The organism is Luteimonas sp. FCS-9 (genome assembly GCF_001014645.1).
Taxonomy (GTDB): domain Bacteria; phylum Pseudomonadota; class Gammaproteobacteria; order Xanthomonadales; family Xanthomonadaceae; genus Luteimonas.
Genome location: NZ_LASZ01000010.1, coordinates 63,929 through 76,776 on the forward strand (window position 1 = coordinate 63,929; position 12,848 = coordinate 76,776).

The window sequence follows — 12,848 nt, forward strand, 5'->3', positions numbered from 1 at the left end:
CGCGCCCCGCGCCGGCGACCGTCGGCGCATGCCCCGCGGACGCGTCGGGAACGCCCGCGCCGCGCGAGCCCCGCGCTCAGTAGGTCGCGTCGGGGTGCTTGAGGCGGTCGCCGACCTGGATCGGCCTGGTGCCTTCCATGATCAGCGCATAGCTGACGTGGTCGAAGGTGCGGAACACCATCGCGTGCGCGGCGTACTCGTCGGGCAGGCGGTCGCGCCGCGAGCCGCGGTCGGGCGCGGCGTCGATGCGCGAGGTGTTGGGATGGCGGACGCGGTCGACGACGTGGTCGCCGCTGTTCCAGATCGAGAACACGGTGCCGTTGTCGACGCCCGAGGCGCGGCCGGCCGAGATCGCGATCACGTCGCGCGGGCCGCCGGTGATCAGCGTGTCGGCGACCGCGAGCACCTGCGCGTCGGCGGCGATCGCGTCGGCGACCGGCGCATGCGGGAAGAACTGCAGGTCGTAGGGCTGCGGGTCGACCGGCACGACGCGGTCGCCCGGGCGCGCCTCGAAGCCGCCGCCGTCGAGGGCGATCGTCGTGGTGTCGGTATCGGTCGTGGGCCCCGAGACCACGGTGCCCACGCCCAGCTGGACCATCTCCACGCCCAGGAACGCATCCTGGCCGCGCAGGCGCGGCAGCGTCTGCCGCCACAGGTGGCTCTCGCCGGCCACGCGCTTGCCGCGGAAGTTCAGGTCGCGCGCGCGGCGGGCGCCGTAGAACTCGGTCGCCGGCCGCTGCACCGCGTAGCGCTGGCCGGGCAGCGCGCCTTCCAGCCCCTTGACGTAGATGTCGCGGTCGATGCTGCCGCGCAGCCGCGTGCCCTCGCTGCCGAGCACGTAGGGCAGGTGGTCGAAGTCGTAGACGATGCTGCGGTTCTTCAGGAACGGCTCGATGTCCGACAGCGAAACCGCGTCGACCGGCGCCTGGGCGGTCGCGCGCGGGCCCGGGCGCACCGTCGCCGTCACCCGGTCCAGGTAGGCCAGGCTGATGACGTCGCCGGGATAGATCAGGTGCGGGTTGGCGATCTGCGGATTGGCCTGCCAGATCTCCGGCCACAGCCACGGGCGGTCGAGGAAGCGGCCGGCGATGTCCCACAGCGTGTCGCCGCGCACCACGACGTAGGTATCGGGATGGTCGCCGCGCAGCTGCTGGGCCGCGGCATACGTGGTCACGGTCAGCAGCGCGACGGCACACACCGTGCGGAGCGATCCGGAAAGGCGTCGAAGCATGCCGGCCATCTACAGCTCCCCTTGGGTTTCTCCCCTTGCAGCGCCGCAATATAGCCTGAAACCGCGAAACGGAAGCAACTGCGCAGCGCGTTACAATGAGCGGCTCCGCCTGCGGCCCCGGCCGCCCACGCCGTCGAATCCATGGCCCTGCTCCCGATCCTCGAATACCCAGACAACGGCCTGCGCAAGGTCGCCGCGCCCGTGCCCGACGCGCGTTTCGCCGATCCGGCGTTCCAGCGGCTGCTCGACGACATGTTCCAGACCATGTACGAGGCGCCGGGCATCGGGCTGGCCTCGACCCAGGTCGACACCTACGAGCGCTTCATGGTCATCGACGTCACCGAGACGCGCGACCAGCCGCTGGTGTTCGTCAATCCCACGATCCGCGATCGCTCGGCCGACCTGCGCGTGCACACCGAGGGTTGCCTGTCGATCCCCGGTGTGTTCGCCGACGTGACCCGCGCCGACGGCATCGTCGTCGAGGCCTTCGACCGCCACGGCAAGCCGTTCGAACTGACCGTGGACGGCCTGCTGGCGACCTGCGTGCAGCACGAGATCGACCACCTCGACGGCAAGCTGTTCATCGACTATCTCTCGCCGCTCAAGCGCGACCGCGCGCTGAAGAAGCTCGAGAAGCTGCGGAAAGGCCGGGAATAGGACGTCGGGATGGGGATTGGCAGCGCGCCGGATCCGTCACCCGTTCTCCGAGCCCGCCGTTCCGATTCCCGAACCCCGAATCCCCATTCCCGTCCCATGAGACTCGTCTTCGCCGGAACCCCGGATTTCGCCGTGCCGTCGCTGCTCGCCGCCGATGCGCGCCGCGAGGTCGTGGCCGTGTACACCCAGCCCGACCGGCCGGCCGGGCGCGGGCGCGCGCTGGCCGCCTCGCCGGTCAAGCAGGCGGCGCTCGACCGCGGGCTGGTGGTGCGCCAGCCCGAGCGGCTGCGCGGCGCCGAGGTGCTCGACGCGCTGCGCGCGCTCGAGCCCGACCTGATGATCGTCGTCGCCTACGGCCTGCTGCTGCCGCAGGCGGTGCTCGACATCCCGCGTCTGGGCTGCTGGAACGTGCACGCCTCGCTGCTGCCGCGCTGGCGCGGCGCCGCGCCGATCCAGCGCGCGATCCAGGCCGGCGACGCCCAGACCGGCGTGTGCCTGATGCAGATGGAGAAGGGCCTGGACACCGGGCCGGTGCTGCTGCGGCAGTCGACGCCGATCGCCCCCGACGACACCGGCGGCCGCCTGCACGACCGGCTGGCCGAGCTCGGCGCGCAGGTCCTGGCCGACGGCCTGGGGCTGTTGCGTGCCGGCATCCGCCCGGTGCCCGAGGCTCAGGCCGAGGCCGGGGCCACCTACGCCCGCAAGCTCGACAAGGCCGAGGCGCGGCTGGACTGGACGCGACCGGCGCGCGTCCTGGCCGACACCGTGCGCGCGTTCGACCCCTGGCCGGTCGCCGAGGCCGAACTCGCCGGCGAGCGCGTGCGCGTGCACGCGGCGCAGGCGCTGGCGCTCGACCACGACCGCGCGCCGGGCACGCTGCTGACGGCCGGCCGCGACGGGCTGGACATCGCCTGCGGCGACGGCGCGCTGCGCGTGCTGCGGCTGCAGCGCGCCGGCGGCAAGGTCGTCGCCGCGGCCGACTACCTCAACGCCCGCCAGGACCTCAAGTCGCTGACCGGCGCGCCGGCGGGGCCGGGCTGACGTGGGCGTGCCCGGCGCCGCGGTGCGGGTGCAGGCCGCGCAGGTGCTCGACGCGGTCGCGCACCGCGGCACCTCGCTGAAGGCCGCGCTGGCCACCGCGCTGCCGGCGCTCGCCGACCCGCGCGACCGCGCGCTGCTCGAGGCGATCTGCTTCGGCGCGCTGCGCGGGGCCGCCCGTTACGACCGCGCGCTCGCGGCGTGGATGCCGCGCCCGCTGCCGCGGCGCGATGCCGCGCTGCGCGCGTTGCTGCATGTCGGCTTCGCCCAGCTCGACCCGCTCGGCCTGCCGGCGCACGCCGCGCTGTCGGCGACCGTCGACGCCGCGCGCGCGATGGGCCGCAGCCACCAGGCCGGGCTCGTCAACGCGCTGCTGCGCCGCGCCCAGCGCGACGGCCTGCCGCCGCCGGCGCCGGGCGACGGCTGGCCGGCGTGGCTGCTGGCGCAGGTGCGCGAGGACTGGCCGGATGCCTGGGAAGCGATCCTCGATGCCAGCGCGTCGCAGGCCCCGACCTGGCTGCGGGTCAATCGCCGGCGCAGCACGCCCGCGGCCTGCATCGCCGCGCTCGCCGACGCAGGCGTCGAGGCGGTCGCGCATCCTGCGCTGCCCGACGCGCTGCGGGTCGACACGCCGTTCGCGGTCGCCGCGTTGCCCGGTTTCGCCGACGGGCTGTTCTCGGTGCAGGACGGCTCCGCGCAGCAGGTCGCCGCCGCGCTGGCACCGGCCCCGGGCGCACGCGTGCTCGACGCCTGCGCCGCGCCGGGCGGCAAGAGCGCGCACCTGCTCGAGCGCGATCCGGCGCTGCGGCTGACCGCGCTCGACGTCGCCGCGCCGCGCGTGGCGCGGATCGCCGCGACCTTCGAACGCCTGGGCGTGGGCGGCCAGGCCACGCTGCGCGCCGTCGATGCGCTCGAGGTCGGCCGCTGGTGGGACGGCACGCCGTTCGACGCGGTGCTGCTCGACGCGCCGTGCTCGGCGACCGGCGTCGTGCGCCGCCAGCCCGACGTGCTGCTGCACCGGCGCGCGTCCGACCTCGAGGCGCTGACCGCGCTGCAGGCGCGCCTGCTCGATGCGCTGGCGCCGACGGTCGCACCGGGCGGCGTGCTGCTGTACGCGACCTGCTCCATCCTGCGCCGCGAGAATGCCGCGCAGGTCGAGGCCTTCCTCGCCCGCCATCCGGACTTCGCGGTGGCGCCGCTCGACGCGCGCTTCGGCCGCGACACCGGCGCCGGCCACCAGCGCCTGCCCGGCGAGGACGGCATGGACGGCTTCTTCTACGCGCGGCTGCGCCGCCGGCGCTGACCTGGACGGCTAGAATCGCCGGCATGCAGACGCCCGCCGCCAGCCTGATCATCAGCACGTACAACAACACCGACTGGCTGCAGCGCTGCCTGTGGGGCTACGCGCAGCAGGACCGGACGGATTTCGAGCTGATCGTCGCCGACGACGGCTCCGGCCCGGCGACGCGCGAGATGCTCGAGGCGATGGCGCCGACGCTGCCCTATCCGCTGCGCCACGTCTGGCACGAGGACGCGGGCTTCCGCAAATGCACGATCCTCAACCGCGGCATCGAGGCGGCGCGGTCCGACTACCTGATCTTTTCCGACGGCGACTGCGTGCCGCGCGCCGACTTCGTGTCCCAGCACCTGCGCCTGCGCGAGCCGGGCCGCTACTTGGGCGGCGGCTACTGCAAGCTGCCGATGGACCTGAGCCTGAAGATCGACCGCGACGTCATCGCCCGCGGGCTGCATGCCGACCCGGGCTGGCTCAAGGCCAACGGCCTGCCGCGCAACAAGCGCTCTCTCAAGCTGTGGGCGCGGCCGGGCTGGCGCGAGCGGCTGCTCAACGCGGTCACGCCGACGCCGCCGCGCTGGGCCGGCAACAACGCCTCGGGCTGGAAGGCCGACCTGGTGCGCGTCAACGGTTTCGACGAGCGCATGACCTACGGCGGCGAGGACCTCGAACTGGGCGAGCGGCTGGCGAATGCCGGCGTGACCGGCAAGCAGATCCGTTTCTCGGCGGTGTGCGTGCACCTCGACCACGCGCGCGGCTACGTCAAGCCGGAGATGAAGGCCGCCAACCAGGCGATCCGCGACGCGGTGAAGGCCGGGCGGCTGACGTGGACCGAGCATGGGCTGGTGCACGGGCCGAAGGCCTGACCGAAGCCCTGACCGCTCCGCTCCGGACGCACGGCCGCGTCCCGGCGGGGGCCGTGTAGGAGCGCGCTTGCGCGCGATGGGCGTTCCCGGTGAAGCCCGTCGCGCGCGAGCGCGCGCCTACAGGTTCCGCGACAGCGCGCGCAGCCGGCGGTACTTCTCGAGCACGTAGCCGGCCTGGGCGCAGTGGAAGCGCCAGCCGGCCGCGCCGTCGACGAACGCGCCGCGCAGCAGGTACTGCTTGAGCAGGTAGGCGGCGGCATGCAGCGGGCCATCGAGCGCGCCGGCGCGCTTGCCGGCCTCGGCGCGCTGCTGCGCCCACAGCTGCGCGTAGCGCGACAGCTTGGCGACGTGCTCGGCATGGCTGCGCGAGGTGTCGTGCTCGAAGTCGGCATCGAGCGCGCGCACCGTCTTGCCCGCGAGGTCGGGCCGCTCGTGCACCTGCGAGGGCAGGTAGCGCCAGCCCGCGCGCACCAGTCGCTCCATCGGCTCACCGCCGCGCAGGCGGTGGCCGAGGAACCGGTTGCGGCGGGTCAGCAGCCAGGCATCGGCCTGCTCGACGCGCCCGTCGGAAAACAGCGCCCGGATCGCGTCGGCGGTGCCGGGCGAGAGCCATTCGTCGGCATCGAGCAGCAGCAGCCAGTCATGCGCGGCCAGCGTGTTGGCGAAGGTCTTCTGCGCGGCGTAGCCCAGCCAGTCCTGGTGCACCACGCGCGCGCCGTGCGCGGTGGCGACCGCGACCGTGTCGTCGGTCGAGCCCGAGTCGACGACCAGCAGTTCGGCGCACAGCCCACGCATCGAGTCGAGGCAGCGGCCGATGCGATCGGCCTCGTTGCGGGTGATGACGACGCCGGAGAGAGGAAGGGGGGCGGACATAGGGCAGGCACGTCGGGGTAAGCGCGATTGCCTAGAATCGCATTGCCGGGACACATCATGCATCCTGTCTCGATTCGATTCTCAGTGAACCGGCAGGGCATGGCGAACATCCGCATCATTTCCCGCGACAACGGTGTCGGACTCAGCCGGGATATGGCGCTGGTCGCGGCCTTGTTCCGTGACGCCGGGCATGCGGTGGAGGTCGTTGCCTATGGTGGCAACCGGGCCCTGGATCGCTGCATGGAGATCGGACACCGTGTCCGGCATGCACTGGGCCGGCGCGTGGATATGCAGATCTTCCTCGAACGCGTGTATCACCGGTTCCTGTCGTTGGCAGATTGCAATCTGCTGATCCCCAATCCCGAGTGGTTCCAGCCCGCCTGGCAGAAGTTTCTGCCGCGATTCGATGCGGTGCTGTGCAAGACCCAGCATGGCGCACACGCCTTCGCGGCCTTGGGCAGCGAGGTGCGCGAGATCGGATTCACCAGCGACGATGTGTTCGACCCCGGGGTCGCCCGTGTGCGTCAATTCTTCCACCTGGCCGGTCGGAGCAGCGCGAAGGGGACTCAGGTGGTACTCGACGCCTGGGAGCGGCACCCCGAATGGCCGGAGCTGGTGGTCGTGCAGAACCCCAAGACCGCAGTCAGGCGGATGGCGCGTGCGAATGTCTCGCACCGGCTCGAGTACCTGGGGGCGGACGAACTGCGGCAGCTACAGAACGCGAGCCTCTTCCACCTGTGTCCGTCCGAGATGGAAGGCTTCGGGCATTATCTCAACGAGGCGATGTCCGTCGGCGCCGTCGTGCTGACGACAGATGGCGCACCGATGAACGAGTTGGTGTCGGCCGATGACGGCGTATTGCTCACGCCGAGCGCGCGCATTCCCGAAGGGCTGGTCGAACGGTTCATCGTCGACGTCGCTGCGATCGAAGCAGGGGTTACCCGCGCACTGACATTCGACGACGCCGAGCTGGCACGTCGGGGCGCTGGCGCGCGTCGACGCTTCCTGGAACGCGACGCGCGCTTCCGCAACACGCTGGTACCGCAATGCCTGGCGATTGCCGACGCCGTGCGTCGATGAGGTGAGATCGGGGGCGGCGAGGACGGGTTACCGACCGCCTCGGCGAGACTCGACGGGCCGTAGTGACGAGATCTGATCGTTCATGCGCATGCGTTCGAAATTGCGCACATCCCGATTGATGATTTCGCAGCGGCCGCGGAAATCTGCGTGCTCGCAGACTTCCCATGCGCCGCGCACCTCGACCGAGCTGATCATGTCGTTCATGCCGACACTTCGCATATCGCGAATGCCTTGGCTGAACGACTGCACGCGGCCTTTGAAATCGGCGTGTTCGTACACCGTGATCGACGGGCCGTAGCGGTCGGAACGCGCGTCGCGGCGTCCGCGTCCCCAACGCTCGTCTCGATCGTTACGTTCGCGGCGAGCCCACCGCTCGTCTCGATCGTCATACACGTGGCGATCGTCGTATCCGTACCGATCGTCATCATGAAACGCCTGAGCGGTGCCCGTACCGGCAAGGGACAGCGCTGCAAGTACAAGTGCGGTGCGGAGACTTGCTGACATGATGGGTCCTTGGGATGTGGTGTCGGGCGAGCACACCGTAGCCACGCACAGCTGAAGAATGGCTGGCCGAATCCGACACGAGCGCCTGCCTGATGTGCCGCGGTCGGCGTCTGTTACACCTTCCGCAAGGCGTCTGCCAGCAGCGCCAGCCACAACGCCAGCCACGCCCCACGCCCCACGCCAGCGTCCCATATCGCGCCAGGCCAGCCGCCAGGGGCCGGCCTCATGCCGGCCGCCGGCGCTGCGCCGAGCGCAACGCGTCGGCCGCGCGCAGGCCGTAGAGGTAGACGCCGGTCGCGCACAGCGCGGTCAGCATCGCGCCGAACGCGCACCACAGCCAGCGCACCGGCCAGCCGCCGAACGTGCCGAAGTGCAGCGGGTCGGCCAATTCGGCGATGCGCTTTGCAGCCCCATGTCGCGGCCGTCGCGCAGGTCGGCGACCGTGTCGTCGCGCAGACCGAAGCCGCGCTGGAGATCGTGATCGTCGACGACGGCTCGCGCGACGGCTCGCCAGAGCTGGTCGGCCACCGCGAGCACGGCAGCAACGCGCTCAAGTCGTTCGGTCCCTCGCGCTGCGGGTGTACCGGCACGTGATCGGCAGCGAGCGCATGCTCGAGTTCTACCGGCGCCAGGCCGGGATCACGCCGCGCTGGCTGCGCATGGCCAAGGCCGAGTTCCGCACCAAGCCGGCGCCGACGTTCTGGGAGCTGCGCGCCTACCTCTGGCTGCTGTTCCGTGCGCCGGTCCCGCTGACCAAGCGCATCGAGCACGGGCTGGGCATGCTCGGTCATTTCCTGCGCGCGCGCCGGCGCTGAGGCGTCAGGCGGTGCCCGCGCCGTCGTGCCAGCGCCATGCGGTGGCGACGATGTCGTCGAGCCGGGTGTAGTCGGGCCGCCAGCCCAGTTCGCGGCGTGCCAGGTCGCTGGCGGCCACGAGCACCGCGGGGTCGCCGGCCCGGCGCGGGGCGATGTCGACCGGTACCGGGCGGCCGCCGACGCGCTCGACGGCCGCCACGACCTCGCGCACCGAGAAGCCCTGGCCGTTGCCGAGGTTGAACGCGTGTGCGCCGGCGTGCGTTTCCATGTAGCCCAGGGCCCGCCAGTGCGCCTGGGCCAGGTCGTCGACGTGGATGTAGTCGCGCACGCAGGTGCCGTCGGGCGTGGGCCAGTCGTCGCCGAAGATGCGCAGGCGGCCTCCGTCGCCGCGGGCGGCGGCGATCGCGTTGGGGATCAGATGGGTCTCGGGCGCGTGCCCCTCGCCGATCGCGCCGTCGGGGCTGGCGCCGGCGGCGTTGAAGTAGCGCAACGCGACCGAGCGCAGCCCGTGCGCGTCGGCCACGTCGCGCAGCATGCGCTCGACCATCAGCTTGCTGGCGCCGTAGGGATTGATCGGCGCGGTGGGGTGGGATTCGTCGATCCGGTCGCGCACCGGCTCGCCGAACACCGCGGCCGTCGACGAGAACACCAGCCGCCCGACGCCGTGGCGCCGCATCGCACGCAGCAGGTTGAGCGTGCCGACGACGTTGTTGTCGTAGTAGTCGAGCGGCAGGCGCACCGACTCGCCCACCAGCGAACGCGCGCAGAAGTGCATCACCGCGTCGAACGGCCCGGCCTCGAACACTGCGTCCAGCGCGGCGGGCTCGAGCAGGTCGGCTTCGACCAGCCGGCCGTAGCGCGCGGCCTCGCGGTGGCCGGTCGACAGGTTGTCGAGGATCGTGACCGCAGTGCCGCGCGCGTGGAGCCATTTGGCCATGTGGCTGCCGATGTAGCCGGCGCCGCCGCAGATCAGGATCGACATCGGGTGGCGCTCCGGACGAAGGGACGTCCGGACGGGGCGGCTGCCGGGCGGTATCGGCGACGCTAGGCGCGCCGATGTCGGGGCCGCGTGGCCGCGGGTGCCGAACCTCAGCCGCGCAGTGCAATCGACAGCAGCGCGGCCCACAGCGCGAGCAGCGCCAGCCAGGCCCAGCGCCAGCGGCCCATGCCGCGCCAGGCCAGCCGCCAGGGGCCGGCCGGCCTCATGTTGGCCGCCGGCGCTGCGCCGAGCGCAACGCGTCGGCCACGCGCAGGCCGTAGAGGTAGACGCCGGTCGCGCACAGCGCGGTCAGCATCGCGCCGAACGCGCACCACAGCCAGCGCACCGGCCAGCCGCCGAACGTGCCGAAGTGCAGCGGGTCGGCCAGTTCGGCGATGCGCTGGTGCAGCCCCATGTCGCGGCCGTCGCGCAGGCCGGCGACTGTGCCGTCGCGCAGGTCGAAGCCGATCGCGTTCGCGCGGTCGCGCACCAGCCAGGCCTGGGCCTGGCCGTCGACCAGCAGCGCCGAGGACGAGACGTCGTGCACGCCGCGGATGCGCAGCTGCGGCCAGCGCCGCGCCGCCTCGGCGATCGCGCGGTCGATCGCGGCCGGATCGGCCGGGCCCACGGTCGCGTCGTCGCCGGGCAGCGCGATCTTCGCCGCCGGTCCGGCGCCGCCGCCCAGCGATTCGACCAGGTACCAGCCGCCGGTCAGGCCGATCAGCGCGACGAACCACAGGCTCCAGACACCGGCCAGCCGGTGCACGTCGCCCCACAGTCGCCGCGGCCGGTCGCCGCGCGGCCAGGTCCCGAACCCGCGCCACCAGCGCTTGTAGATGACCAGGCTGCTGACCAGCGACAGCAACAGCGGCATCGACAGCGCCGCCACCAGCGGCACGCCGATCTTCAGCGGCAGCATCAGGTGGCGATGGGTGTTGCGCAGGATCCGCTGGGCGTTGAACCAGGGGGTATCGCCGGTCACGCGGCCGCTGCCCGGATCGATCCAGACGAAGCGGCGCCGGCCGTCGGGCAGGCGCATCACCGCGCGGGCGGCGAAGCGCGAGGCGTGCGGCGCAGCCAGCGATTCGAGCGTCCACGCCGGATAGGCGCGCTGCACCCCGGCGACCAGCGTGCCCCAGCTCGCGTGCTGCGTGGGCGGCGGCACCCGCGCCTCGGGGAACACCAGCCAGTCGATCTCCTGCGACACCGTCGCCAGCGTGCCGGTCAGGCACACGAAGCCCATCAGCAGCGACAGCTTGAGCCCGACCCAGCTGTGCAGGTCGAACCACAGCCGGCGGCCACCGGTCTTCTTCGCGGCGGCGGCGGGCGGGCGCTGGCGGCAGGCGGACGCGTCGGCGTGCATCGGTTCAGAACGTATACGCGGCCTGCAGGTACAGCCGTCGCGGCTCGCCGGGGAAGTGCCCGGTGCGCCCGGTGAACCCGCTGGCCGCGTAGACCTTGTCGAACAGGTTCTTGACGTTGGCCTGGAACTTCCAGCGTCGCCAGTGCGTCTGCCAGCTCAGGTCGAACACCGTGTACGGCTTGACCCGCTGGCCGTCCAGGCTCAGGCGCTCGCCGGTGTGGTCCAGGCCGAAGCCGACCGCCGAGGCCAGGGCGGGCAGGTCGTAGCGGGTCCACACCCCGAGCTTGTTGCGCGGCGCGTTGGCGAAGCGGTCGCCGGCGGCGTTGACGATGCCGTTGCTGCCGGCGTCGACCACGCGGGCGTCGTTGTACGCGTAGGCGACGTTGAGCACCCAGCGCTCGGTCAGGTCGGCGAGCAGGTCGACCTCCAGGCCCTCGCTGCGCACCAGGCCCAGCGGCGCGAGCTGGTTGACGCCGTCGACGACCTCGCCGGTGGCCTGCACGATGTTGCTGCGCTCGATGCGGTAGAGCGCGGTGCCGAGCGTGACGCGGCCATCGGCGAACGCCGTCTTGAGTCCGGCCTCCCACTGCCGGCTGCGCTCGGCGTCGAACGGGCCGCCGGCCGCCGGATCCTGGCTGCCCGTGGCCTGCGGCAGGAAGCCGCTGGCGACGTTGGCGTAGGCGTTGACGCCCTCGCGCAGCGTCACGGTGCTGCCCAGGCGCCAGCTCAGGTCGCGGCCCTCGACCCGGCTGCCGCCGATCCGGTCCTCGTCCTCGAAGCCGTCCCAGCGCAGGCCGGCGAGCACCTGCCAGCGCGGCGTGATCGCGATCTCGTCCTGCACGTAGGCGCCGTAGCGCAGCCCGCGCGTGCGGGTGCCGCGCCAGGGCAGGGTGTCGAGTCCGTAGTCGAAGTACCCGCTGCGTCCGTAGACCGGCGCGCGCAGGTCGATGCCCGGCACCGGACCGGCGCCACGGGCCAGGTCGGCGCTGTTGGCGGTCTGCGCGGCGAAGTCGGCATCCAGGCGGTAGCCGTCGGCGCCGAACAGCAGCGTGTGGCCGAGCGCGCCGGTCGAGAAACGCCAGACCGCGTTGCCGGCGACGGTCAGTCCCTCGTTGTCGCGGATCTGGTTGCGCAACTGCCGGGTCATCCATTCGGCGCGGCCGTCGCCGTCGCGGTCGATCAGCCCCATCGGCTCGTGGTAGATCTGGTGCTCGCCGTTCTCGAACCAGCGTGCCGAAAGGTCCACGTCCCAGTCCGCAGACGGCGAGGCGCGGTACTGCACCAGCGCCACGCGCGCGTCCATGTCGAGGAAATCAGTGGCCTCGTTGTGGTTCCAGCGACGATCGGTCAGGAAGACGCCGTCGTCGGTCACCGGCACGCCGCGCAGCCGGTTGCCGCCGAGGTTCTGTTCGATGTCGGTCAGCTGCAGCGTCAGCTCGCCGGTGGCGCCGACGTCGAAGGCCAGCGACGCGTCGCCGATCCGGCTCTCGCTGTCGGCGTTCCAGCGCACGCCCTCGTCGCCGTCGGCATGCGCGCCGACCCGGTAGCGCACGCGCTCCGACAGCGGGCCGGTCGCCTCGAACGAACCGGCCGCGAACGCGGCGTTGCCGGCCGCCAGTTCGATCCGGCGCAGCGCCCGGCGCTGCGGCTTGCGGGTCACGTAGTTGATGATCCCGCCGGGCTCGCCGCCGCCGTAGAGCGCGCCGGCCGGCCCCTTGAGCACCTCCAGCCGCTCGATGTTGAACAGCTGCGGCACCGAGAAGCCGGCGTAGGGATCGCCGCGCAGGCCATCGTAGAGCACGTTCTCCTGGCGGAATCCGCGCAGTGTGACGCCGGCGTAGCTGAAGAAGCTCACGCCGCTGATGCTGCGGTACAGGTCGGTCACTTCGTAGGCGGCCTGATCGTCGATCAGCTCGCGCGGCAGCACCTGGACCGAGGCCGGCACCTGCGACAGCGGCGTGCCGGTGCGGGTCGCGACCGCGGCGTCGTCGCTGCGGTAGAGCGCCTGCGCGCGGCCGACGACGCGCACCGCGTCGAGCTCGGTGGCCTGCGGCGGTTCGGCCGCGGAGGCGATGGACGGGGCGAGTGCGACGGCCAGCCACCAGGCCAGCGGGCGGAACGGGGAACGCGGGGACAAGGGCGGCCTGC

At 72.4% G+C, this 12,848-nt stretch carries 13 protein-coding genes; 6 read left to right on the forward strand and 7 right to left on the reverse strand.

What is annotated here, in order from left to right; genetic code table 11:
* Positions 1-76 precede the first annotated feature (76 nt).
* Positions 77-1,231 carry a LysM domain-containing protein gene (locus WQ56_RS10355; RefSeq protein WP_047137036.1) on the reverse strand — a complete coding sequence of 385 codons (1,155 nt, stop codon included), beginning with the start codon at positions 1,229-1,231 and terminating at the stop codon, positions 77-79.
* Between the two features lie 141 nt (positions 1,232-1,372).
* Between WQ56_RS10355 and def the strand changes: the two genes are divergently transcribed.
* The 4 genes from def to WQ56_RS10375 all read left to right on the forward strand — a co-directional run bounded on the left by def (position 1,373) and on the right by WQ56_RS10375 (position 5,086).
* Positions 1,373-1,888: a peptide deformylase gene (def, locus tag WQ56_RS10360; protein WP_047137037.1), complete on the forward strand. Its 516-nt coding sequence runs from the start codon at positions 1,373-1,375 to the stop codon at positions 1,886-1,888.
* Positions 1,889-1,984: 96 nt separating this feature from the next.
* Positions 1,985-2,929 (forward strand): methionyl-tRNA formyltransferase, encoded by a 945-nt coding sequence (gene fmt / locus WQ56_RS10365; protein ID WP_047137038.1) that lies wholly within the window; start codon positions 1,985-1,987, stop codon positions 2,927-2,929.
* A gap of 7 nt (positions 2,930-2,936) precedes the next feature.
* On the forward strand, positions 2,937-4,229 hold the full coding sequence (rsmB, locus tag WQ56_RS10370; RefSeq protein ID WP_231583395.1) for a 16S rRNA (cytosine(967)-C(5))-methyltransferase RsmB: 1,293 nt from the start codon (positions 2,937-2,939) through the stop codon (positions 4,227-4,229).
* Positions 4,230-4,252: 23 nt separating this feature from the next.
* Entirely contained in the window at positions 4,253-5,086 is an 834-nt protein-coding gene (locus WQ56_RS10375) for a glycosyltransferase family 2 protein (protein ID WP_047137040.1), read from the forward strand.
* 117 nt (positions 5,087-5,203) lie between these two features.
* On the opposite strand, the gene WQ56_RS10380 is transcribed toward WQ56_RS10375, so the two are convergent.
* Positions 5,204-5,959 carry a glycosyltransferase family 2 protein gene (locus WQ56_RS10380; protein ID WP_047137041.1) on the reverse strand — a complete coding sequence of 252 codons (756 nt, stop codon included), beginning with the start codon at positions 5,957-5,959 and terminating at the stop codon, positions 5,204-5,206.
* A 57-nt stretch (positions 5,960-6,016) separates the two neighbouring features.
* Here WQ56_RS10380 and WQ56_RS10385 point away from each other — a divergent pair, with 57 nt between their 5' ends.
* Positions 6,017-7,039 (forward strand): glycosyltransferase, encoded by a 1,023-nt coding sequence (locus WQ56_RS10385; RefSeq protein ID WP_047137042.1) that lies wholly within the window; start codon positions 6,017-6,019, stop codon positions 7,037-7,039.
* Positions 7,040-7,066: 27 nt separating this feature from the next.
* Here the strand turns inward: WQ56_RS10385 and WQ56_RS18125 are convergent, their stop codons facing one another.
* A complete protein-coding gene (locus WQ56_RS18125; RefSeq protein WP_197076476.1) occupies positions 7,067-7,543 on the reverse strand; it encodes a beta/gamma crystallin-related protein in 477 nt (158 codons plus the stop codon).
* A 223-nt stretch (positions 7,544-7,766) separates the two neighbouring features.
* Complete coding sequence (locus WQ56_RS18130; protein ID WP_082132339.1) at positions 7,767-8,057, reverse strand: PepSY-associated TM helix domain-containing protein; 291 nt, start codon at positions 8,055-8,057, stop codon at positions 7,767-7,769.
* A 64-nt stretch (positions 8,058-8,121) separates the two neighbouring features.
* On the opposite strand from WQ56_RS18130, the gene WQ56_RS10400 reads away from it, so the two are divergent.
* Positions 8,122-8,358: a hypothetical protein gene (locus WQ56_RS10400; protein ID WP_156170502.1), complete on the forward strand. Its 237-nt coding sequence runs from the start codon at positions 8,122-8,124 to the stop codon at positions 8,356-8,358.
* Between the two features lie 4 nt (positions 8,359-8,362).
* Here the strand turns inward: WQ56_RS10400 and galE are convergent, their stop codons facing one another.
* The 3 genes from galE to WQ56_RS10415 form a co-directional block, all read right to left on the reverse strand.
* Positions 8,363-9,340 (reverse strand): UDP-glucose 4-epimerase GalE, encoded by a 978-nt coding sequence (gene galE / locus WQ56_RS10405; protein WP_047137045.1) that lies wholly within the window; start codon positions 9,338-9,340, stop codon positions 8,363-8,365.
* 220 nt (positions 9,341-9,560) lie between these two features.
* Positions 9,561-10,700, reverse strand: a complete 1,140-nt coding sequence (locus tag WQ56_RS10410; RefSeq protein ID WP_052772960.1) for a PepSY-associated TM helix domain-containing protein — start codon at positions 10,698-10,700, stop codon at positions 9,561-9,563.
* Positions 10,701-10,704: 4 nt separating this feature from the next.
* Positions 10,705-12,798, reverse strand: a complete 2,094-nt coding sequence (locus WQ56_RS10415; RefSeq protein WP_231583400.1) for a TonB-dependent receptor — start codon at positions 12,796-12,798, stop codon at positions 10,705-10,707.
* Positions 12,799-12,848 lie beyond the last annotated feature (50 nt).